The 22,288-nt window shown below is 73.2% G+C and carries 19 protein-coding genes; 7 read left to right on the plus strand and 12 right to left on the minus strand.

The window, feature by feature from the left end; genetic code table 11:
* Window positions 1-271 precede the first annotated feature (271 nt).
* Together ABZX40_RS38500 and ABZX40_RS38505 are read right to left on the minus strand one after the other, a co-directional pair.
* Window positions 272-2,935 carry a hypothetical protein gene (locus ABZX40_RS38500; protein ID WP_355749985.1) on the minus strand — a complete coding sequence of 888 codons (2,664 nt, stop codon included), beginning with the start codon at window positions 2,933-2,935 and terminating at the stop codon, window positions 272-274.
* Between the two features lie 349 nt (window positions 2,936-3,284).
* Entirely contained in the window at window positions 3,285-3,608 is a 324-nt protein-coding gene (locus tag ABZX40_RS38505) for a hypothetical protein (RefSeq protein ID WP_355749982.1), read from the minus strand.
* A 184-nt stretch (window positions 3,609-3,792) separates the two neighbouring features.
* On the opposite strand from ABZX40_RS38505, the gene ABZX40_RS38510 reads away from it, so the two are divergent.
* Window positions 3,793-4,764 carry a dihydrodipicolinate synthase family protein gene (locus ABZX40_RS38510; protein ID WP_355749979.1) on the plus strand — a complete coding sequence of 324 codons (972 nt, stop codon included), beginning with the start codon at window positions 3,793-3,795 and terminating at the stop codon, window positions 4,762-4,764.
* On the opposite strand, the gene ABZX40_RS38515 is transcribed toward ABZX40_RS38510, so the two are convergent.
* Window positions 4,724-5,419, minus strand: a complete 696-nt coding sequence (locus tag ABZX40_RS38515; protein WP_355749976.1) for a GntR family transcriptional regulator — start codon at window positions 5,417-5,419, stop codon at window positions 4,724-4,726. The two genes, ABZX40_RS38510 and ABZX40_RS38515, sit on opposite strands and share 41 nt — an antisense overlap.
* Window positions 5,420-5,686: 267 nt before the next feature.
* On the opposite strand from ABZX40_RS38515, the gene ABZX40_RS38520 reads away from it, so the two are divergent.
* The 6 genes from ABZX40_RS38520 to ABZX40_RS38545 all read left to right on the plus strand — a co-directional run bounded on the left by ABZX40_RS38520 (window position 5,687) and on the right by ABZX40_RS38545 (window position 12,588).
* Complete coding sequence (locus tag ABZX40_RS38520; protein ID WP_355749973.1) at window positions 5,687-6,460, plus strand: SDR family oxidoreductase; 774 nt, start codon at window positions 5,687-5,689, stop codon at window positions 6,458-6,460.
* Window positions 6,461-6,511: 51 nt separating this feature from the next.
* Window positions 6,512-7,618, plus strand: a complete 1,107-nt coding sequence (locus ABZX40_RS38525; protein WP_355749970.1) for a mandelate racemase/muconate lactonizing enzyme family protein — start codon at window positions 6,512-6,514, stop codon at window positions 7,616-7,618.
* Between the two features lie 4 nt (window positions 7,619-7,622).
* Window positions 7,623-9,392: an iron ABC transporter permease gene (locus ABZX40_RS38530; protein WP_355749967.1), complete on the plus strand. Its 1,770-nt coding sequence runs from the start codon at window positions 7,623-7,625 to the stop codon at window positions 9,390-9,392.
* Complete coding sequence (locus tag ABZX40_RS38535) at window positions 9,389-10,534, plus strand: extracellular solute-binding protein (RefSeq protein ID WP_355749964.1); 1,146 nt, start codon at window positions 9,389-9,391, stop codon at window positions 10,532-10,534. Before ABZX40_RS38530 ends, ABZX40_RS38535 begins: the two co-directional genes overlap by 4 nt.
* Window positions 10,535-10,633: 99 nt before the next feature.
* A complete protein-coding gene (locus ABZX40_RS38540) occupies window positions 10,634-11,800 on the plus strand; it encodes an ABC transporter ATP-binding protein (RefSeq protein WP_355749961.1) in 1,167 nt (388 codons plus the stop codon).
* A gap of 2 nt (window positions 11,801-11,802) precedes the next feature.
* Window positions 11,803-12,588 carry a fumarylacetoacetate hydrolase family protein gene (locus ABZX40_RS38545; protein WP_355749959.1) on the plus strand — a complete coding sequence of 262 codons (786 nt, stop codon included), beginning with the start codon at window positions 11,803-11,805 and terminating at the stop codon, window positions 12,586-12,588.
* A gap of 145 nt (window positions 12,589-12,733) precedes the next feature.
* On the opposite strand, the gene hypE is transcribed toward ABZX40_RS38545, so the two are convergent.
* The 9 genes from hypE to ABZX40_RS38590 form a co-directional block, all read right to left on the minus strand.
* Window positions 12,734-13,801, minus strand: a complete 1,068-nt coding sequence (hypE, locus tag ABZX40_RS38550; RefSeq protein WP_355749956.1) for a hydrogenase expression/formation protein HypE — start codon at window positions 13,799-13,801, stop codon at window positions 12,734-12,736.
* Window positions 13,794-14,918, minus strand: coding sequence for a hydrogenase formation protein HypD (gene hypD, locus ABZX40_RS38555; protein WP_355749953.1), 1,125 nt, complete (start codon window positions 14,916-14,918; stop codon window positions 13,794-13,796). The genes hypE and hypD overlap by 8 nt, the downstream gene beginning before the upstream one ends.
* Window positions 14,915-15,217, minus strand: a complete 303-nt coding sequence (locus ABZX40_RS38560; RefSeq protein WP_355749950.1) for a HypC/HybG/HupF family hydrogenase formation chaperone — start codon at window positions 15,215-15,217, stop codon at window positions 14,915-14,917. The genes hypD and ABZX40_RS38560 overlap by 4 nt, the downstream gene beginning before the upstream one ends.
* Before the next feature lie 94 nt (window positions 15,218-15,311).
* Window positions 15,312-17,714, minus strand: a complete 2,403-nt coding sequence (gene hypF / locus ABZX40_RS38565) for a carbamoyltransferase HypF (RefSeq protein WP_355749947.1) — start codon at window positions 17,712-17,714, stop codon at window positions 15,312-15,314.
* The gene (hypB, locus tag ABZX40_RS38570) at window positions 17,711-18,523 is read right to left on the minus strand and encodes a hydrogenase nickel incorporation protein HypB (protein WP_355749944.1); all 813 of its coding nucleotides are present in this window, start codon (window positions 18,521-18,523) and stop codon (window positions 17,711-17,713) included. Before hypB ends, hypF begins: the two co-directional genes overlap by 4 nt.
* A 2-nt stretch (window positions 18,524-18,525) precedes the next feature.
* Window positions 18,526-18,924, minus strand: coding sequence for a hydrogenase maturation nickel metallochaperone HypA (locus tag ABZX40_RS38575; RefSeq protein WP_355749941.1), 399 nt, complete (start codon window positions 18,922-18,924; stop codon window positions 18,526-18,528).
* Window positions 18,925-19,180: 256 nt separating this feature from the next.
* The gene (locus ABZX40_RS38580) at window positions 19,181-19,726 is read right to left on the minus strand and encodes a hydrogenase maturation protease (protein ID WP_355749938.1); all 546 of its coding nucleotides are present in this window, start codon (window positions 19,724-19,726) and stop codon (window positions 19,181-19,183) included.
* Window positions 19,723-21,357, minus strand: a complete 1,635-nt coding sequence (locus ABZX40_RS38585) for a hypothetical protein (protein ID WP_355749935.1) — start codon at window positions 21,355-21,357, stop codon at window positions 19,723-19,725. Before ABZX40_RS38585 ends, ABZX40_RS38580 begins: the two co-directional genes overlap by 4 nt.
* On the minus strand, window positions 21,354-22,031 hold the full coding sequence (locus ABZX40_RS38590; RefSeq protein ID WP_355749932.1) for a DUF6084 family protein: 678 nt from the start codon (window positions 22,029-22,031) through the stop codon (window positions 21,354-21,356). The genes ABZX40_RS38585 and ABZX40_RS38590 overlap by 4 nt, the downstream gene beginning before the upstream one ends.
* Window positions 22,032-22,288: the final 257 nt, after the last annotated feature.

Consider the following 22,288-nt stretch of genomic DNA (forward strand, 5'->3'; position numbering starts at 1 on the left):
CGAGATGACGACCTGCTGAGTGTCCATACGGTTGCCCTCCAGTTGGTCAACGACCAGATCACATCGGTACAGCGGCTCTAGGTCACCGACCGAGAACCTCTGCGCAGTAAACTAGGTCAGTGACCAATAGACAAACGTGCCCTATGCATTCCAGCCAGAGTGGCCGATTCCGTCCACGTTGACCCGGCTGCGCCGCTTCGTCGCTCCGGTGCCCGCACACGCCCCACCGCGATGCCCGCTGCCAGGCGCGATCGGTCAAGGTGTCGGAGCACTACCGGCGCCCGCGCAGTGCGCGGAGTTCGTCCACCGTGACCGGCAGGCCGTGGTAGCGGAGCGTCTCGCGCATGTCGCCGCCGCTGGTGACGGTCCAGCCGGTGATGGTGTCGGCGATCGCCGTGACGACGCCGTGCTGCTGCGGGGTGAGCGGGGCACCCAGGCCGTATCCGCCGTCGGGGAAGGCCGCCTCCAGCAGGAGCCAGGTCAGGTCGGCTGCGACGTAAGGGCCCGCCGAGTCGAGTAGGGCGCACAGGCCGGTGAGGTAGTGGCCGAACTCTTCCGGTGAGAGGTCGCAGAGGGCGACACGGGGGCCGGTGGGCGGGTGGGCGCCAGGGGTGTCCGGTCCGGGCAGGGAGGGCAGGGCGTGGGTCTGGAGGGGGAATGCTCGGGTCTCGGGGGTCGCGCCGGTCTTCGCCCAGGTCCTGGAGGCGCAGTAGACGAGGAGGGGGTCGTGGTCGTCGAGGAAGGGTTCCACGAGGGCGTCGGTCGCGGCGCCGGGGGCCTGGGACAGGCACAGGAGGAGGTCGCTGAGGGTCGCGCGGTCGCGGTCGCCGGGGCGGGCCAGTTCCCTGGTCATGCAGGCGCGGAGCGCGGTCGCGGCCTTCTCGCCGGGGGCGGCGGCCAGCAGGTGGCGGGCCAGTTCCCGGACCCGGCCGGAGCCTTCCCGGGCCAGCCGGGTCCAGGTCGGTACGGCGGCGGCGAGACAGGTGTAGATCTCGTGGTAGGCGGGCTCCGTGCCGGAACGGGCATAGAAGGCCGCCGGGTCGTCCTCCCTCTCGGCCAGGGCGTGGAGGATGTTGAGGTGCCTGGTGGCGTAGAGGGTTCCGTCGCGGGTGGCGATGTCGAGGACGAGGCCGAGGAGATCCTCGTCGTGCGGTCTGGACTCGGCCAGCGCGATCATGTGGCGCATCGCCGGACCGGCGATGTCGGCGACGCTGCTGCTGACGGGGCTGATGCCGGGGGTGATGCGCCGGTGCAGCAGCGCGTCCCGGAGTGCGCCGCGGGCGTGGCCAGCGGCGAGTTCGTCCGGTGCGGCGAGTCCCTTCAGGAGGAGGGGGAAGTCCGTGGCGGCGCCGGTGAAGGGCCGGTAGCGGGACCAGTCGGCGTCGGCCACGCCGGTCAGGGCGTCCGGCAGCGGCATCGTCCGCCAGCGGTGCAGCGCGTGGGCGAACCGGCCCAGGTCACCGGCACGCCGGACGGTCAGCCCCGTGAAGCCCACCTTCGTGGTCATCGTCACGGGCGCGGGCACGGTACCGCGCTCCTCGCCCTCGCCCTCGCCGTACAGCGTCCACTCGCCCACCGGCGGGCCCTTCGGTCCGGGGCGGACCGGGCCCTCGGCGATCAGCCCGCCGACGCCGTCCAGCGCGCGCCACCACTCGACCGGCCCGCCCTCCACCCTCATGTCGCAGGGCGCGACCCGCGCCACGCGCGTCCGGCCGTCCTCGGCGAACCAGACCTCGGACACCAGGGCGCCGCCCCGCTCGACGCGTTCGGCGCGGCAGCCGTCGAGGAAGCGGCGGTGGACGACCGTCCCGTCCGGCAGGTACTCGGCCTCCGTGTCCCGCCGTCCCCACTCGTACGTGCGGTGCAGCAGCACCGCGCCCTCGGCGTCGTACGTCCACTCCTCGTCCAGGTCGTCGGAGCGCACCGGCAGGTACGCGCGCCGGGCGGCCGGGCGGCCGTCGCGGAAGTCGGTGACGATGTGGCGGCCGATCACCGGGAAGGGTGTGCTCTGCCACAACCGCCAGGTGCCCAACGCCGCTCCGGTCGCACGGTCGGCCTCCCCGATGACCCACGACGCCAGACCCGCCACCCACACCGCCTCCCCCGGTACCTCGCCCCGCCGGTCCGGCTCCGTCGTATACGCGGGACCGGCGGGCGCCTCGCCGTCCGCGTCCAGGAGCCGCAGCGCGAGCGCCGCCCGGCCCTCGTACGCGGCGTGCAGCGCGGCGCCCGGGGCGGCGCCGAGCCCGAGCGCGAGGCACCGCTCGACGGCGCCCGCGTCACCGGCCCGGTCGGCCTCGATCAGGGGACTGCCGCTGCCGAGCCGGGCGAGCAGCCCGCCGTCGAGGCTGTGGTACTCCACGTCCTTGAGTGTTCCGTCGGTCCCCCAGAGGCAGTGCAGTCCGGCGCTGCGCCGCAGCCCGCCGGGCTCGAAGCGCTGGAGGTACCAGTGGCCCTGCCGGGACATGTACTGGGCGGCCTCGGGGACGTTCACCGGGCGGGGCGGCACCGGCTCGCCGTCGAGGTCGACCTCGGAGCCGTCGGCGGTGTGGAAGCGCCGGCGCACGACGTAGCCGTCGTCGTCGAAGTCCTGGGTCATCCGGCGCACGGACGGCGGGAGCCGGTCCATCGCGCTCTCGCGGGAGGTGCCGTCCGCGAGGTGCACCACGGTGGCGTGCCGTCGGCCGTCCCTCCACCGCACGACCAGCGCCACGGACCCGTCGTCGCGGTAGCGGGTCTGCACGCCGTGGAGCACGCCCCCGGTCCAGTGGGAGTCCTCCACGAGAGTGCCGTCCGCCCGCCACGCGTGCCACGTCCCGGTCCTTGCCCCGGCGCCCGTCTCCCCCAGCGTCCACTCACCCTCCTCCGCCTCCCACACCGCCCCGGAAGGGACACCGTCGGGCCGGGCAGGGGTGACGGGGTGGTGCGTGCTCATGTCCGGGTCCTTCTCAGGCGGGTGGTGGGATGCCGTGGCCCAACGCGATGTCACTGGCCGTCAGGTTCAGATGCAGCGGTTGGGTGGAGGGGGATTCTGCCAGAGGGGGGGTGGCATGGGCCGGGTCGGGTCCGGGCTTGCCCAGCGCGACCCACCCGGAGCGCGCGCCCGCCCGAACGCCCGCCCGGCGGGGCCCAGGCGACGGGGGAGCGGGATGTGGGCGATGGTGAATGTCCCATGCCGGATGCCCCATGTCCCTTACCTCATGTCCCATGTCCCATGTCTCCGGGCGCAAGCCCAGGCAGGTTCCGGGTCCGCTGACGTGCGGCCCACGGTGAGGCAGGTCGCATCAGTCCCACCAGAGCACGATGAGAAGTGGGCGTCGGGATGCGCCACGGTAGAACTCACGCAGGGCGTTGAAGTGCACCGTCAGGTGCTTCTTCGGGCCACCGACGATGCCGTCCGCTCCGTTGCCGAGCAAGGTAGCGATCTCTGTTTCGTCCGGCGGCAGGGAGGCCGGCAGGGCCGGGAAGTCGATCTGGGCGAGCAGTTCCGCGGCGCGGGCCACTTGAGCCGCGGAGAGGGATGTGGGGGGCGGGCCGGAGGGGCCGATGGCGTGCGGGTGAGTGGTGAGGAAGGTGAGGTCGATCGCAGTGTCGCCGTGGAGGGCCATGCGGAGGCCATCGTGTTTTCCCTGACTGGGTTGTTGGTGGGGATGCCTGTGGGGACGGGACGTGTGGGGGGCGGTGGGGTTCGTCGTGCACGCGGAGCGGGCCCTCTCCGCTCGTGCGTACTTCCCTTGTCCAGATCTGGGATGCCGGATACCGTATATCAAACATCAGCATGAGGAGCGCAGCATGAGCGGTCTCGCCGATCCCGCAGGTCTCGCAAGTCCCACAGGTCCCTCAGGTCCCGCAAGTTCGACAGGGCAACGGCTTCGCCATCTCCCCAGGGGGATCTGGGGTCTGCTGGCCACCCCCTTCACAGAGGGGGGTGACGTGGACGAGGAGTCCCTGGTCCGGCTGGTCGAGTACTACGGTCGGCTCGATCTGAGCGGGATGACCCTGCTGGGGGTCTTCGGGGAGGCCGCCGACCTCACCCCCGACGAGCGGCGCCGCGTCGTGGCGCTGGTGCGGGAACGGGCGCCCGGGGCACGGCTGGTGATCGGCGTGACCGCGCTCGGCACCGAGGACGCGATCGCCGAGATCCGCAATGTGGAGAAGGTGGCCGGGGACGCCGTCGACAGCTATCTCGTGCAGCTGAACAGCGCCGACCCCGGCGAGGTCGTCGCGCACTACCGGCGCCTCCACGAGGCCACCGGCGCCCGGATCGTCGCCCAGGACTACCCGGCCGTCAGCTCCGTGCACATGGGGCGGGAGGATCTGCTGACGGTGGTGCGCGAGGCGGCCATGGTGTCCGCCGTGAAGCTGGAGTCGGTGCCGACGCCCGGCAAGGTCGCGTATCTGTCAGCGGGTGCCGACGTGCCCGTCTTCGGCGGGCTGGGCGGCAGCTATCTGCTGGACGAGCTGGAGTGCGGGGCGGCCGGCGCGATGACCGGCTTCACCGCGCCGGAGGGGCTGATCGCCTGCTGGCGGGCCTATCTGGACGGCGGTTTCACGGCGGCGGCCGAGGCGTGGGCGCCGTATCTGCCGCTGGTGAACTTCGAGTTCCAGCCGGGGCTCGCCCGTACGCTGCGCAAGGAGGGGTTCAGGGCGCGCGGGCTGTTCACCACCTCCGTCTCGCGCACGGGCGCGGCCGAGCCGACCGAGGAACTGCGCCGGCTCGTCCTCATGCACCATGCGCGGCTGCCTGGGCGCTCTGCTGGGTGAACCCGGCCTCCACCAGCCCCTGCACCTTGGACAGATGCTCGCGCAGCCGCTGCTCGGCCGCGTCGGGGGTGCGCTCCGTGATCGCGGCGGCGATGCCGATGTGGTGCTGGGCGCACTCCAGTGAGTTGTCCACCTGCGGGACGTCCCGCAGCCGCAGCGTGGCCACCAGGTCGACGTAGTCCCGTACCAGCCCGGCCAGCCGGGTGTTGCCCGCCGCGTCGGCGACGGCGAGGTGGAAGCGGCGGTCCAGCGCCCGGAAGGCGGTCACGTCGCCGTCGTGGACCGCGTCGTAGGACGACTGGGCCAGATTCGCGATGTCTCCGGCCTCGCCGTCGCCCCGGCGCAGTGACGCCAGTCGTACGCTCTGCGCCTCCAGCCCGGCCCGGACCTCGTAGGCGGCCCGGATCGCCGGGAGCGACGGGGTGACCACCCGCAGCCCGCGCCGCGGGCCCGGCTCCACGAACCCGATGTAGGCCAGCCGCACCAGCGCCTCGCGCACCGGGGTCTTGCTGACCGCGAGCTGCTCCGCGAGGCCCGCCTCGGTGACCTGCTCGCCGGGCGGGATCTGGCGGGTGACGATCGCCGAGCGGATCCGCTCGTACACGGTCTCCGTCAGGCTCGTCAGCCGTGCCGGGATCGGGTCCAGCCCCACCATCGCGTTCTCCTCCGGTTCCCGGGGTTCTCACCCGCTCGTCCGCGCTCGTCCACCGTCACCGTCGTACGCCCGGTGCGCCCCCGTTCCGCAGCCGAGTCTAACCGACCCATTGACGCTTCATATCTCGTATGTGAAGCTCCCGTGACTGAGATTCCGTATCCGTATATGGAGTACGGGCGGAGAGGAAGGTCAGAGAAGGTCAGAGAAGGTTCAGAGAAGCAAGAAGGTCACGGAAACACCCATCGGAGAGAAGAGGAGGTGCGCGCGGTGCCCGATCCCGTCGCGCTCGTCACCGCAGGAAGCCGGGGCCTCGGCCTCGCCTCGGCCCATGAGCTGCTCAAACGCGGCTACCGGGTGGCCATCGCCGCCCGGACACCCCAGGGGGTCGCGGCGGCCGTCGAGGAACTGCGCCCCTACGGCACCGTCGAGGGCTTCAGCGCCGATCTCGCCGACCCGGCCGCGCTGGAGGCGCTGGTGTCATGGACCCGGGACACCCTGGGGCCCGTCACCGCACTGGTCGCCAACGCCGGGGGGCCGCCGCCCGGGGGCTTCTTCGACGTCACCGACGCCGACTGGCGGGCCGCCTTCGAGCTGACCCTGTGCAGTGTCGTCACCTCGGTGCGGCTGGTCGTGCCGGACATGCGGGCCGCGGGCGGTGGGCGGATCGTCGTCACCGGCTCCTCCAGCGTGCGCCGCCCGCTGGACGGGCTCGTCCTGTCCAACGCCTTCCGACCCGCCGTGAACGGCCTGGTCAAGGATCTCGCCGTGGAGCTGGCCCCGGACGGCATCACCGTCAACATGGTCTCCCCCGGCCGGATCGACACCGACCGGGTACGCGGTCTCGACCGCGCCCGCGCCGCCCGCACCGGCGTCCCCGAGCAGGAGGTGCGGGCCCGCTCCCAGGCGTCCATTCCGGCCGGACGCTACGGCACCCCCGCCGAGTTCGCCGCCGCCGTCGGCTTCCTCGCCTCCCCCGAGGCGGGCTATGTCACCGGGCAGAGCCTGCTGGTCGACGGCGGCCTGGTCCCCGCCCTGCCGTGACCCCGGCCGGTCACCCCCATCACTCCCCTGCACACCCTGAGAAGGAACCCCGTGATCATCAGCCACTTCCAGGCCCACCACCTGCGTGACATCCCCATGCAGTCCCCGCCCTTCCGCGACCTGCCCGACCGCACCCGCGCGCTGCTCGTCGAGGTGCGCACCGACGACGGACTCACCGGCTGGGCGCTCGCCGGGTACGCCCACAAGTCGCTCGTGCCCTTCCTCAACCACCATGTCGCAGAACTCGTCCTCGGTGAGGACCCGTTGCGCACCGCCCGCCTCCACAACAAGCTCCAGACCCATCTCACCCGCCGCCATCTGGGCGCGACCCTCACCAACGCGCTCGCCACCCTCGACGTCGCCCTGTGGGACATCCGGGGCCAGGCCACCGGGCTGTCCGTGCACACCCTGATCGGCGGCGCCCACGACCGGATCCCCGTCTACATCACCCACGGCGCCGCCTACGACAACGCGCCCGTCTACTCCGTGGAGGAACTCGCCCGCGAGGCGAAACTGCTGGTGGACATGGGCAACACCCACATCAAGAACGTCGTCGGACGCCAGGCCGTGCCCGACCCCGACGACGACCACCGGCGGATGGCCGCCATCCGCGAGGCCGTGGGACCGGACATCTCCCTCGCCATGGACGGCAACTGCCGGATGACCCTGCCCCAGGCGGTGCGGCTGTGCCGCCTCACCGAGGAGCTGAACATCTCCTTCCTGGAGGAGCCTCTCCTCGACAACGACCCCACGCTGCTGCGCCAGCTCCGCGACCGCACCGCGATCCCGATCGCCGCGGGCGCCAACCACCGCCACTCCGCCCGCGATCTGCTGGTGTCGGGGGCCGTCGACATCATCCAGCCCAATGTCTGCAACGACGCCGGGTACACCGCCGGGATCGCCATCGCCGAACTCGCCGACGCCTTCCAGGTCCCGCTCGGCCACGGCAACGGCTGCGGTCCGCACAACATCGCCCTCCAGGCGGGTGTCCGCAACGGGCGGATCGTCGAGTACCACTTCCACAAGTGGATGGCGTACAACGCGATCTTCGAGCGGGTCCCGCAGCCGGAGAACGGGTTCCTGACACCGTCGGCAGAACCGGGCACCGGGCTGCGCCCGCGTGACGGGCTCATCGCCGAGTACCGAGTGGGCGAGTGACGCCATGGTCTCCGGTACCGCCCTGCACGACCCGGTGACCGCGCCCGCGCGGCCCGCCGGGAAGCCCCCCGGACGACGGGCCCGTCCCCGGCTCGGCCCCACCGGCGCCCTGTTCGTGCCGGCCGTCCTGCTGCTGCTCTACTTCGTCGCCCTGCCCATCGCGGGCATGCTCGTGCAGAGCCTGCGCGGCGCCGAGGGCGGCTTCACCCTGCGCAACTACGCCGACTTCGTCACCAGCGAACGGCTGATGCGCGCCACCCTCAACACGGTCGTCGTGTCCGTCGCCACCGGCGCCGGCAGCGTCCTGATCGCCACCCCGCTCGCCTTCGGTGTCGCCCGCACGAACATGTGGGGCAAGGGCCTGGTGCGGTTCGCGGTGCTGGTCTGCTTCGCCAGCCCGCCCTTCCTCATGACCCTCGCCTACATCTTCATCGCCGGACCCAACGCCGGATACCTCAATGTCCTGCTGCGCTCGCTGTTCGGGCTGGACACCACCGAGGGCCCGGTGAACGTCTTCTCCCTCGGCGGATTCGTGCTGCTGGCGCTGCCACACACCGTGGCACTGGTGTTCGTGATGATGCTCCCGGCGTTCGGCACCATGGACGCCTCCCTGGAGGAGGCCAGCCGGATCGCCGGGGCCGGACCGCTCCAGACGGTGTGGCGGATCAGCCTGCCCACCATGCGCGCCGCGATGATGGCGGGCGGCCTGCTCACCTTCAGCCACGCCCTCGCCATGTACGCCACCCCGCAGATCCTCGGCATCGACGTCCTCACCGTGTCGATGCGCCGCTCGATCCTGATCGACGGCGACTTCGGACAGGCCGCCACCATCGCCGCCGTCTCCGCGGTGCTGTCGATGACCGTCCTCTACTTCTACCGGCGCAGCGTCAGCGCCGGACTGCGCTACCAGACCATCACCGGCAAGGGCCTGCGCCTGGGCGCGCTCGACCTGCGGCGCGGACGGCATCTGCTGGGCGGGGCCGGCCTGCTGTACGCGGTGCTGGGCGCGCTCATGCCGTACTCGCTGATGATCGCGATCTCCTTCATGAAGGTGCCCGCCGACGGGCTCGCGGCGGCCAATCTGACCCTCGGCCACTACACGACGATCCTCGGCGACCACACCGTACGGCTCGCGATCTACAACAGCCTGCTGCTGGGGGTGGGCGCGGCCACCGTGATCGCGGTGCTCGGGTTCCTGCTCGCGTACCTCGTCACCAAGACCGAGGCGCGCGGCCGGGCGGTCGTCGACTATCTGACCGTGCTGCCGCTCGGCATCGCGGGCACCGCCTTCGCGGTCGGGGTCATCGTCACCAACCTGGAGACCCCGCTCAGATCGCTCGGCCTGTACGCCAGTGTCTGGATCCTGCTGGTCGCCTATATCGGCCGGTACATCCCCTTCGGGATGCGCACCGCGCAGGTCGCGCTGCTCCAGGTCTCCCGGGAGCTGGGTGAGGCGTCCCGGGTCTCCGGGGCCGGGCAGGTGCGCACGCTGTGGCACATCGCGCTGCCGCTGGTGCGGGCCGGGGTGTCGTACGCCTGGATCCTCGGTTTCGTCCAGGCGTTCGCCGAGGTCAGCGCCTCGGCGATCCTGTCCGGGCCGACCACGCAGGTCACCGCGGTCTCCCTGATCGGCCTGTGGCAGGGCACCGACGGGCTCCAGCGGGCCAGCGCGCTGGGGGTGCTGATGTTCGTGCTGACCCTGGCGCTCGTCGTGCTCGCCCAGCGGCTCGGCGGCCAGTCCATCGTGCCGAGGAACCCGGGGAGTCCGTCATGAAGTCCGCTGTCACAAGGGTCACGGTCGGGACCGCTGCCGCGAGGAGAGTTGTCGGGAAGACCGCCGCCCGGAAGCCGCCGGTACGTCGGCGGACGCTCCGCGCCGCGGCCACGGTCGCCGTCACCGCCCTCCTCGCCACCGCGCTCACCGCCTGCGGCGACTCCGGCCGTGTGGAGCTCGTCCTCTACCAGTCCCTGTCCCCCACCCAGATCAAGCCCATCGCCGAGGGCTTCGAGCGCTACTACCGGGCGACGACCGGCCATGAGGTCGAGGTGTCCGCCTTCCACCAGTCCGGCGGCGATCTGCGCGCCACCCTCGGCCTGGAGGCCCGCGCCGACGCCGTACAGGCCGATGTCGTGATCACCGACAGCAGCGACCTCACCGCCCTCCAGGAGCGCGCGCCGGGTCTGTTCGAGCGCCTCGACCTGCCCGAGACCCGCGACCCGCACCTCACGCCCGCCGTCCGGTCCGTGTCCACCGGCGCCAACAGCGTCGTCACCGGCCTCCAGCCCTATGTCATCGCCTACAACACCGACCGGGTCTCCCCCGCCGACGTGCCCCGCTCCTGGGCCGATCTGCTGCGCCCCCGTTTCGAGCACCGCATCGGCATGGGCGACCCGGAGACCACCAACGGCGCCCATGTCCCGCTCTGGTTCCTCACCGAGCGGCTCGCCCGGAGCGAGGGGGCCCCGTACGGCTGGGAGTACTACCGGCGGCTCGGCGCGCTCGGCCCGCGCACGGCCGGCAGCCACGACGCCGTGATGGCGTACATCGCGCAGGGCGAACTCGACGCCGGGATCCTCGGCTACGGGACGGTCGCCCAGTCCGCCGCCGACGGCAACCCGGTCGCCGCAGTACTGCCCGCCGAGGGCGCGGGCGCGCTGGCGATCGGCACGGCGGTCGTCGCGGACGGCGAACAGCGCCACATCGGGCGGATGTTCACCCGCTGGATCGTGGGGCCCGAGGGCCAGGCCGCCGTCTACGAGGGCACCGGCTACCTCCCGGTCCGCGACGACGTGCCCGTCGGTCGGCCTCCGTTCCCCATCGACCTCGATGTCGGCCGGATCGCCCCCATCGACACCACCTGGGTGGCCACCCATCGCTCGGCCAACATCGCGCGGTTCCGCGAGGAGATCGGCTAGCCGCGCCGCGAAGCCGGCGAACTCAGTAGTTGGAACGGCCAGCACGATCAGAAGCAACAGCGCGAAGAGATCCACCGGATCCGATAGATCGGACAGTCAATGGCGACTCTCACCACCGCACCTTCGACCCCCACCGCCGCTGCCGTCGGGCTGGAACTGCGCGGTCTGGGCAAGATCTACGACGGGGGCGTGCCCGCCGTCACCGGCCTGACCCTGTCGCTGCCACCGGGGCGGCTGCTGGCCCTGCTCGGCCCCAGCGGCTGCGGCAAGACCACCACTCTGCGCATGATCGCCGGTCTGGAACGCCCCACCAGCGGCGCGATACGGGTCGGCGAGGAGACCGTCGCCGACGGCAGCCGCTGGGTCGAACCCGAGGATCGGGGACTCGGCATGGTCTTCCAGAGCTACGCCCTGTGGCCGCACATGACGGTCTTCGAGAACGTCGCCTACGCGCTGCGCCGCCGTCGCGTCGGCAAGGCGGCCATCGCCGAACGCGTCCCCGAGGTGCTGGCCATCGTCGGCATGACCGGCTACGGGTCCCGACCCGTCGCCCACCTCAGCGGTGGCCAGCAGCAGCGCGTCGCCGTGGCCCGCGCGCTGGCCGCCCGTCCCCGGCTCCTCCTCTTCGACGAGCCGCTGAGCAATCTGGACGCGGTGCTGCGCGAGTCGATGCGGGTGGAGATCCGCGCCCTCCAGCAGGAGAACGGCATCACCGCCGTGTATGTGACCCACAGTCAGGAGGAGGCGCTGTCCATGGCGGACGTGGTGGCGGTCATGGACCAGGGCCGGCTCCAGCAGCTGGCCCCGCCGGAGGAGCTGTACGCCCGTCCCCGCAACCGGTTCGTCGCCGGGTTCGTGGGGCTGACGAACCTGCTGGAGGTGACCGTGCGGCACGTCGACGGCGACACCGCCGCCGTGTGCCTGGCGGACGGCACCGCGGCCACCGCCGTCGCCCCGCGCGGCCACCGCGCCGGGGACCGGGCGACGGTCGCGCTGCGCCCCGAGCACCTGACCCTGCGCCCGGCGGGCACCGGTCCGCACGAGGGTGAGCTGGAGCTGACCGGCGAGCTGGTGTCGTCCATGTTCTCCGGCAACATCATCGACTACTTCGTGCGCGTGCCCGGTCTGCCGGACCTGGTGCGCGTCCAGGACTTCCCGCCCCGGGCGGCGGCGCCGGGCGACCGGGTGGTGCTCACGGCACGGGCCGCGCGGTGTGTGCTGCTGGAGGACGAGGCGGGGACGGCAGCCGAAGGGGAGGTGGCGTAGTCGTGCGCATCGCGCGCTTCACCACCACCCCGGGCGGCCCCCCGCGCTACGGCGAGATCACCGGCTCCACGGTGCGCCCGCTGGACGGCGACCCGTACGCCCCCGGCGCCGCGCCGCCCGCCCGCACCGGCGAGCGCCTCCCGCTGGACGCCGTACGGCTGCTGGCGCCCGTGCCGCCCACCGCGAAGATCATCGGGGTGGGCCGCAACTACGCGGCGCACGCGGCGGAACTGGGCAACGCGGTTCCGGCGCCCCCGCTGCTGTTCTTCAAGCCGTACACGGCGGTCACCGGGCCCGGCGCCCCCATCGAAGTGCCCGCCTTCTCGGCCGACCTGCACCACGAGGCGGAGCTGGCGGTGGTGATCGGCGCCCGCGCCAAGCACGTACGGGCGCGGGACGCCCGGGGGGTCGTCCTCGGCTGCACCGCCGCGAACGATGTGACCGCGCGGGATGTGCAGCGCGCGGATGTGCAGTTCACGCGGTCGAAGGGGTTCGACACATCCTGTCCGCTGGGCCCCTGGATCGACACCGCGCTCGCACCGGACGACCTGCGGGTGCGGTGCCGGGTCGACGGGGTGACCCGGCAGGACGGCCGAACGGGGCAGATGGTCCTCGGTGTCGACGCCCTGATCGAGCACATCAGCGCCGCGTTCACCCTGCTCCCCGGCGATGTGATCCTCACCGGCACCCCGGCGGGCGTGGGACCGCTGCGGCCCGGCCAGACGGTGGAGGTGGACATCGAGGGGTTGGGGGTGCTGAGCAATCCGGTGGTCGCGGGGGGCGGCTGAGCCCGGGGCTCGGATCGGTGACCCGGCCAGGTCGGGCCCACACCACCGCCGGTGCGGCGGCAGCCGGGTACGGGGACGGGGTTGGGTGCCGGGCTGTTCCGTGGCGGTGCGCCCGCCGGCCGTTGGGAGCGGACGGCGGGGTGCCTCAGCAGATCCGGGGGAGCTGTTCGCCCAGTGGCATGTCGACGACTCGGGTGCCGCCGAGGCCGGTACGGGCCACCACCATGCCGGGGTGCTGGGCGACCACCTCGCCGATCACCGCCGCCCCGGCGCCCTGGGGATGGGCCCGCATCGCCGCGAGCACGGCGTCGGCCCGGTCACGCGGGACGACGGCGACGAGCTTGCCCTCGTTGGCGACGTAGAACGGGTCGAGGCCCAGTACGGCACAGGCGTTGGCCACCGCGGGCGGGACCGGGACGTCGCGCTCCGTGAGGACGACGCCCGTGCCCGACGCGGTGGCGATCTCGTTCAGGGAGGCCGCCAGTCCCCCGCGAGTGGGGTCACGCAGCACCCTTACATCAGGCGTGACGGCGAGGACGGCCGCCACGAGGTCGGCGAGGGGCGCGCAGTCACTGACGATCTCGACGCCGAACTCCAGGCCCTCGCGGACGCTGAGGACGGCGACGCCGTGCTCGCCGATCGGGCCGCTGACGAGCACCACGTCGCCGGGCACGACCCGCGCGGGGCGCAGGTCGACGCCGGGCGGGACCAGGCCGATGCCGGAGGTGTTGAGGTAGATGCCGTCGCCGTGTCCGGACTCGACGACCTTGGTGTCACCGGTGGCAATCTCCACCCGCGCGGCCCGTGCGGCGGCGCCGACCGCGTCGGCGACCCGGGCGACGGTCTCGATCTCGACGCCCTCCTCCAGGATGAACCCGCAGGACAGATAGGCGGGGCGGGCACCGCTCATGGCGAGGTCGTTGACGGTGCCGTTGACGGCGAGGTCGCCGATGCTGCCGCCGGGGAAGAACAGCGGCCGGACGACGAAGGAGTCGGTGGTGAAGGCGAGCCGGGCGCCGCCGAGGGCCAGGACGGCGGCGTCGCCCTGTTCGGCCAGGGGCGGGGAGCCGAAGGCGGGCATGAAGACATGCTCGACGAGTTCGGCGGTGAGGGTGCCGCCGCCGCCGTGGCCCATCACCACACGGGACTGGCCGCGCAGCGGTGCGGGGCAGGTCCAGCCGGTCACGTCCAGGATGTCACTGGTGTCAGGCAACGGGGCTCGCCTCCCGGGGCGCGGGCGTGCTCTCGAGACGCCGGTACAGGTAGTAGGCGGCGCAGGCTCCCTCGCTGGAAACCATGGTGGCGCCGAGCGGGGTACGCGGGGTGCAGCGGGTGCCGAACATCTCGCACCCGGTGGGCTTGAGCAGCCCCTGGAGCACTTCGCCGCTGCGGCACTCGGCGGGTTCGCGGGTGCCGGTGCCGTCGACGCCGAAGCGGGTCTCGGCGTCGTAGTCGCGGTACTTCTCCGCCAGTCGCCAGCCGCTTGCGGGGATGACCCCGATGCCGCGCCAGGGACGGTCGGTGACCTCGAAGACGTCGGCCAGCATCGCCTGCGCGGCGGGGTTGCCCTCGTCGCGGACGGCACGCGGGTAGGCGTTGTCGACGGTGTGCTCGCCGCGTTCGAGCTGTCGCACGGCCCGGCGGACGCCTTCGAGGATGTCGAGGGGTTCGAAGCCGGTGACGACGAGGGGGACGCGGTGGCGTGCGGCGATCTCGGGATACTCGCCGGTGCCCATCACGGTGCAGACGTGCCCGGCGGCGAGGAACGCCTGTACCCGGCAGTCGGGCGAGCTCATGATGGCCTCGATGGCCGGGGGCACCCGCACATGGGAGACAAGCAGGCTGAAGTTGCGGATGCCGAGCCTGCGGGCCTGGTGGACGGTCATGGCGTTGGGCGGTGCGGTGGTCTCGAAGCCGATGCCGAAGAACACCACCTCGCGGTCCGGGTTCTGCCGGGCGATCCGCAGGGCGTCCAGCGGCGAGTAGACGACCCGCACATCACCGCCCGCGCCGCGTACCTGGAACAGGTCACAACCGGTGCCGGGGACGCGCAGCATGTCGCCGAAGGAGCAGAAGATCACGCCGGGGCGGGAGGCGATCTCCAGCGCCTTGTCGATCATCTCCAGGGGGGTGACACAGACCGGGCAGCCGGGTCCGTGGATCAACTCGACCTGTTCGGGCAGGAGTTGGTCGATACCGTGCCGGATGATGGAGTGGGTCTGGCCGCCGCACACCTCCATCAGGGCCCAGGGCCTGGTGACCGTGGCGTGGATGTCGTCCAGCAGTCTGCGGGCCAGTGCGGGGTCCTGGAACTCGTCGATGTACTTCACGGGCGCGTCTCCTCGCCGCCGTGCGGGGCGGCGGCGGGGTCCGCCGTCTCCCAGGGGTCGCCGAACTCCTCCTGGAGCATGCCGAGTTCGGCGAAGAGCGCGAGGGTCTGGAGGGCGGACTCCTCGTCGAGGCGCTGGAGGGCGAAGCCGACATGGACGATGGCGTACTCGCCGACCCGGAGGTCGGGCAGGTACTCCAGGCACACCTCCTTCACCACGCCGCCGAAGTCGACGCTGGCCACCCGGGTGCCGTCGCGTTCGCCGATGTCCAGCACTCTGCCCGGTACCGCCAGGCACATGGGCCTCTCCTCGCTGTGGGGGTCGTCATCAGGGGTTGATCGGGGTTCGATTGGGGGTTGTGTTTCGGAGGTTGTCGAGGGGCGTTCGGGGGTGTCAGGGGACGGGCGCGGTGGGTGGCCCGGTCGGGTCCGGGCGGCCGGTGCGGGCGGCCACCATCAGCTGGCCCAGGGCCAGGCCGCCGTCGCCCGGCGGGACCAGGTGGTGGCGCAGCACGGTGAAGCCGTCCGCGGTGAGGGCCGAGGCGCAGGCCGAGGACAGCAGGGAGTTGAGGAAGACACCGCCGGTGAGGGCGACGGTGTCGACGCCCCGGCGGTCGCGGGTCAGCAGGCAGACGCGGTGCACGAGAGCGGTGACCGCGCGGTGGAAGCGGGCCGCGATCACCGGCGCGGGCACCCGCGTCCGCAGGTCGGCGACCACGGCGGCCAGCAGTGGGGCCGGGTCCGCCCGGAGCGGGCCGTCGGGGGATCCGCTCTCGTGCAGGTCGAAGGCGTAGGCGGTGGTGTCCCCGGCGGGGGCGGCCAGCGCGGCGGCCTCCAGTTCGACGGCCGCCTGGGCCTCGTAGCCCGAACGGTGGCAGATGCCGGTCAGGGAGGAGACCGCGTCGAAGAGGCGGCCCATGCTGGAGGTGGGGACGCAGTTCAGGCCGCGCTCCAACTGGCGTTCCAGGACGGTGAGTTCGTCGGGCGGGCACGCCCTCGTGCAGGGCAGGTCGGGGTCCCAGCCGAGGCCGGCGGCGCGCAGGTGGGACAGGGCCATGCGGTAGGGGCGGTGGACGGCGGCGTCGCCACCGGGCAGGGGGACGTAGGCGAGGTGGGCCAGACGGAGGAAGCCCGCGTAGTCGGCGAGGAGGAACTCGCCGCCCCACACCGCCCCGTCGTCGCCGTACCCGGTGCCGTCGAAGGCGGCGCCGAGGACCGGACTGCCACCGTCGAGCCCGTGCTCGGCCATGGTGGCGGCGATGTGGGCGTGGTGGTGCTGGACGCGGACCACCGGGCGTCCGGCGGCGTGGCTGTCGGCCCAGCGGGCGGAGCGGTAGCCGGGGTGGCGGTCGGCGGCCAGGAGGGTGGGCCGTACCGGGGTGAGGGACTCCAGGTGGGCCACGGAGCGGGTGAAGGCGTGCTGGGTGGCGAGGTCGTCCAGGTCGCCGATGTGCGCGGACAGCCAGGCCCGTCGGCCCGCGCCGAGGCAGAAGGTGTTCTTGAGGTCGCCGCCGACCGCCAGGGCGGGGCGCACCGCAACGGGGAGGTCCAGGGGCAGGGGCGCGTGGCCCCGGGCGCGGCGCACGACGAGGGGGCGTCCGTCGCAGATCCGGACGACGGAGTCGTCGCACGGGACCTGGATCGGCCGGTCGTGGACGAGCCAGGCGTCGGCGAGCGGGGCGAGGCGTTCGAGTGCCTCGGTGTCGTCGGTGACGATGGGCTCGCCGGAGAGGTTGCCGCTGGTCATCACCAGCAGCCGGGGTCCTTCGGGATCGTGGGGCAGGCCCAGCAGGAGGTGGTGCAGGGGGGTGTAGGGCAGCATGACGCCGAGGTCGGGACTGCCGGGGGCGACCGCCGGTGCCGGGCGAAGGCCCGCGGGCGCGGGACCGGTGCGGCGGCGCAGCAGGACGACGGGGCGGGCGGGGGACGTGAGCAGGGTGTGCTCGGCGTCGTCCAGGGTCACCAGGTGGCTGATGTCCCGGGGTGTGCGGGCCATGAGCGCGAAGGGTTTGCCGCCCCTGGCCTTGCGCTCTCTCAGCAGGGCGACGGCGGCCGGGTCGGTGGCGTCGCAGGCTAGGTGGTAGCCGCCGAGTCCCTTCACCGCGACGATCGCGCCCTCGGCGAGCAGTCGGCGGGCCCCGGTCACCGGGTCGGCGCCGTCCGCTTCCTCGGGTGCGGTGCCGGGGCGGGCGAGGCGCACCAGCAGGCGCAGCCGGGGGCCGCAGTCCTTGCAGGCGACGGGCTGGGCGTGGAAGCGCCGGTCGGTGGGGTCGGCGTACTCGCGGGCGCAGTGCGCGCAGAGGGGGAAGGCGGCCATGGTGGTGTGGGCGCGGTCGTAGGGCAGGCCGGTGACGATGGTGAAGCGGGGACCGCAGTAGGTGCAGTTGACGAAGGGGTGGCGGTGGCGGCGGTCGGCGGGGTCGGCGAGTTCCTCCAGACAGGCCGGGCAGGTGGCGGTGTCCGGGGGGATGAGGGCGCCGGCCGGGCCGTCGGGGCGGGAGACGAGGATGGTGAACCGGCCGTCGCCGGTGGCGGGCAGGTCGTGCTGGTCGATGCCGTCGACGCGGGCCAGCGGCGGGGCGCCCGGGGCGAGGCGCCCGCAGAACCGGTCGAGTCCGGCGCGGTCGCCCTCGACCTCGACGACCACCCCGCCGGGGGTGTTGGTGACATGCCCGGCCAGACCGAGCGAGGTGGCGAGGGAGTGGACGTACGGCCGGAAACCGACGCCCTGGACGACACCGCGCACGGTGACACGGCGGCGCAGGACGGTGCCGTCGGCGGCGCCGGTGGGACTCACGAGGTGACGGGGGCCGGGGCACCGCTGGGGGCGGCGTCGCCGTGGCTGCCCTGGCTGTGCCCGGCGTGGGGGTGCGGCTCGCTGCCGTTGCCGTTGTGGCCATGGGCGTGGCCGTGTGTCCGGCCGGACATGACCGGGGTGTGCGGTGCGCTGCCCGTGTCCGCGGCGGTCAGGGCGCGGTCCAGCAGTGTGCCGAGGCCCGTGCCGTCGCGCACGGAGGTCAGCAGCACCTCGACGCCCGGGTTGACCTGCTCGACATGGGCGCGGAACGCGGTCTCGTCGAAGTCGACGGCCGCGGCGATGTCGGTCTTGGTGACGACGACGAGGTGGGCGAGGCCGAACGCCGTCGGGTACTTGAGGGGCTTGTCCTCGCCCTCGGTGACGGACGCGAGGACGACCCGCAGCGTCTCTCCGAGGTCGTAGGTGGCCGGGCAGACGAGATTGCCGACGTTCTCCACGAACAGCAGGCGCGGGGGCTCGGGCAGCCAGCCGTCGAGGTAGCGGGCGAGCATGCCCGCCTCCAGATGGCACAGCCCGTCGGTGTGGACCTGCCGGACGGGGGCGCCGGAGCGGGCCAGCCGGGCCGCGTCGTTGTCGGTGGCGAGGTCGGCGGTGAGCGCGGCGACGGGCACGGACCGTTCGCGGGCGAGGGTGAGTTCGTGTTCCAGCAGGGCGGTCTTGCCGCTGCCGGGGCTGGAGAGCAGGTTGACCATGGTGGTGCCGCCCGCCGTGAGCCGGGCACGCAACTGCTGCGCGGACTCGTCGTTGCGGGCGAGCACGGACTGGTGCAGATCCACCGCACGGCACATGTTCAGCGCTCCTCGCTGCTGGGTTCACGGATGCGTCCGGCGTCCGCGGGGCCGTCGTCCCAGCGGACCTCGGTGATGCGCAGTTCCCGGCCGGAGAGCAGGTCGGTGCTCGATCCCGCGCAGCGGGGGCAGCTCAGCCGCGGGGGCATGCCGACGGCCCAGGTGTGGTCGCAGGGGACGCAGCGGGCGCGTCCCGGCACGGGTTCGGCGATGAGTTCGGCGCCGTCCAGGAGGGTTCCCTCGCGGGCCAGTTCGAAGGAGAACGCCAGGGCGTCGGGCACGACTCCGGCCAGTTCGCCCACCTGGAGCCGGACCGAGCGCACCGCGGTGACCGCACCGGCCCGTCCGGCCGCCTCCTCCACCTGCTCGATCACCGCCAGCGCGATGGACATCTCGTGCATCTCTCTCCGTCCCGGAGCGCGCCGTACGTGGGGCGCAGGGCCGGATCCCATTAGAGGCGCGGGACGGCGGTCCCGCGTCCCGGCACGCCGCCGGGGCCGGGCACGTACGTCGTTTGCCGCACCGGCCGCCGCCGGACGGGGTGTCACATCCTGCGGATGCGCAGATAGCGCCGGATGTCGGGCAGGGACAGAGCGGCGATCACGGCCAGCGCAGCGGCGAGCGCGGCGGCGACGGTCTTCTTCACGGGGTCTCTCCTCAGTTCGCGGCATGGCCGGCCGGTGGGCGCGGCGGTGTGTCCGGGGCAGCCGTCAGCAGGTCCTCGACGAGCCGTACGGCGCGGGGCACGGCGCCGGAGACGGGCCCGCTCAGCTCCATCCCCTCGTCCAGGCAGGCGGGCTCGCAGCCCACGACGAGGATCCGGCGCGGGGGCCGTCCGCCGGTTCCGGCGCACAGGGCGGCGAGGTGGGCGAGGACGGCGTCCGGGGTCATGCGGTGGCCGTCCAGGGGGGCGGCGGCGGCCTCGGCGACGGCGGTGGTGTCGTCCTCGTGCTCGATGACGTAGAGGGTGCCGGGCGGTCCGCCGCGGGCGGTGGCGTCGACCAGGACCAGGGTGTCGTAGCCGTCCAGCAGCCGGTAGGCGAGGTGCACGCCGCGCACCCCGATGTCGGCCACCTCGACCCCGGCGGGCAGCGGGCGGGCGGCGAGGACGCGGGCGGTGCGGACACCGAAGGCGTCGTCGCCGAGGAAGATGTTGCCCATTCCGGCGACGAGGGTGCGGGGCGGGGCGGGCGGGGCGCTCATACGGGGTCCTCGGGCGAGGGGTGTGCGTCGGGCCGGGCGGGGTCGTCGAGCGAGACGGGCTCCTCGGGCGAGGGGCGTTCGTCGGGCCGGGCGGCCTCATGGGGCCGGATGGGATCGTCGGGCCAGGCGGGCTCCTGGGACCGGGCGGGTTCGCCGAGCCGGGCGGCCTCCTGGGGCCGGACGGGTTCGTGTTCGTCGGGCCAGGCGAGTTCGTCGGGCTGGAAGTACAGAAAGCGGCCCTGGGCGCGGCGCAGGTCGGCGCCGGGGTCGCCGTCGAGGACGACCGCGAGGTGGACGGCTCCGTCCACGTCGTGCAGCACCGATTCGACGGTGGCGGTCCGGCCGTGCAGGAACAGGTCCTGGGCGTCGGTGCGGCGCGGCCCGGGGCGCAGCACGAGCCGGGTGCCCGCACCGGCGGGGCGGCCCGCGACGAGGGCCTGGTCGCGCCCGGGGTCGAATCCGGCGTCGGCCGCCGGGTCCCACCACGGCGCGTCGGGCTCGGGCACGCCCTGCGCGTCGGGGAGGCCGGTACGGGTCCCGGGGGCCATCCCCCCGGTACGGGTCCCGGGGGTCGTCGCCTCGCGCAGGCCGCGGATCGCGCCGTGCAGGCGTTCCAGCATGTCGGGGGGCAGGGAGTCGGCGAGGTCGATGACGGCGGCGGCCCGCTCGTCGGTGCCGCGTGCCTCGCGCTTCTCCTCGTCGGTGAGGGCGGCGGTGCGCAGGGCGAGGATCTCGTCGATCTCGGTGGCGTCGTAGAGCGCGCCGGGGCTCTCGGGGGCGATGGCGGGGTGGTCCGCCAGGATGATCGGTGAGGACAGCAGCAGGTCCGCGTGGCCGGGCTCACCGGCGAGGACGGGCCAGGTGTGCTCGTTGCGGCAGGCGGCGACCGCGCCCCTGGCCCATTGCGGCGGGTCGGTCATCGACAGGAACGCCCCCCGGTCCACGGCCATGAGCAGATGCGCGGCGACCAGGGAGCGCGGCAGGGCGGCGTCGCGGTCGTGCCCTGCGTCGGCGGGCGGGGTCCAGGCACCGGTGTTCTCGACGAGGGCAGTGAGGTGGACGACCCGGTAGGGGCCGTCCAGTTCGCGGGCGGTGAGCCGCAGGCGTGCGCTGAGCGGCTCGTGGCGGTGGACGGTGCGTCCGGCGGTCCGGCCGTCCGGGTCGAGGACGGGCTCGTGGACGGTTCCGGCGGGCCGCTCGACGGGGATCGTGACACCGTCACCGAGGAGGTCGGCGACCGGGACGACCGCGGTGACGCGTTCCTCCACTCCCTCGTCCCAGGGGACCAGGATCCGGTCGGCGAGCCGGAGTTCGGCCACGGTCTCGAAGCCGCCGTCCGGGAGGATCCGCTGGACCGTGCGGCGGCGGGCGCGCAGGAATCGCAGCTCGACGCCGAGGGTGGCGCCGGTCCTGGGTTCCAGGAGGCATTCGGTGCGCTGGTGGGAGTGTTCGGCGCGGTCGGCGCCCCAGCCGGGCGGCACCAGGACACCGAACTGCCAGCGCAGCCGGTTCTTCGCGGCGGAGGCCCGGTAGGGGTAGAGGACATACCCCTCGAAGAGGACGGCGTCGGCCACCTGCCGGGCGAGGGCGAGGCGGGCCTCGGTCCGCGGGGCGAACGCGGTCGTGCTCACGGGGCGGTCCTTCCCGGTGTGCGGGTCAGGGCGGCGGCGGGGCCGGTGGCGCGGGCCCCGGCGAGCAGATCGCGCACGGTCGCCTCCCAGGAGGGCAGGGCCCGGCGCGAGCGGTGGGCGAGGAGGGCGTCCATGGTGTCGCGGGGCAGTCTGATCCAGCCGCAGCCGGGGAAGTGCTGGTCGACCATCTCGCGCCAGGTCGCGACCGGCATCCGGAACGCGGCCTCCCGGTCCCAGGGCACCGGCCGGACCCGGAATCCACCCGCCCCGGTGAATGCCGTCCCGGAGAACAGCATCAGCAGCGGCACCTCCCCGCCGTCGAGGGCGGCGAGATAGCGGGTGGCGGCGATGTCGAGGTCGTAGGTGCAGGGCACGAAGAGGTCGGCCTCGGTCTCCCCGGTGAAGCCGGGGACCATCAGCGGGACCTGGGCGAACTGGAGCGGCTGTAGGGTGCTGCCCCACCGCGACGGCTCGCCGAACAGGTCCACCAGGCCGTCGGTCTCGGCCGGGCCGTACCCGCGCCGGGCGGGTTCGACCCGGAGCTGACAGTTCAGCACGAGGGCGTGTACGGGTTCGTCGCCGGTGTGGGTGACCTTGAGCCGGAAGACCAGGGTCGGGCCGGCGGCGTAGCGGTCGGCGCGTACGCCGGTGCAGCTGAAGGTGAATCCGCTCATGCCGGGTCCTTCCCGGTGACCGGCTGGGGATGGTCGATCGGCAGGGCATGGTCGACACGTCGCGCACGATCGACCCGCTGGGCGCGGTCAATCACCGCCTGCGCACGATCGACCGGCTGGGCATGGTCGATCACCGGCTGGCCACGATCGACCGGCTGAGGATAGTCGACTACCGGCTGGCCACGATCGACCGGCTGAGGATAGTCGACTACCGGCTGGCCACGATCGACCGGCTGGGGATAGTCGACCGCCGCCTG

It is taken from the genome of Streptomyces sp. NPDC004610 (assembly GCF_040609715.1).
GTDB lineage: Bacteria > Actinomycetota > Actinomycetes > Streptomycetales > Streptomycetaceae > Streptomyces.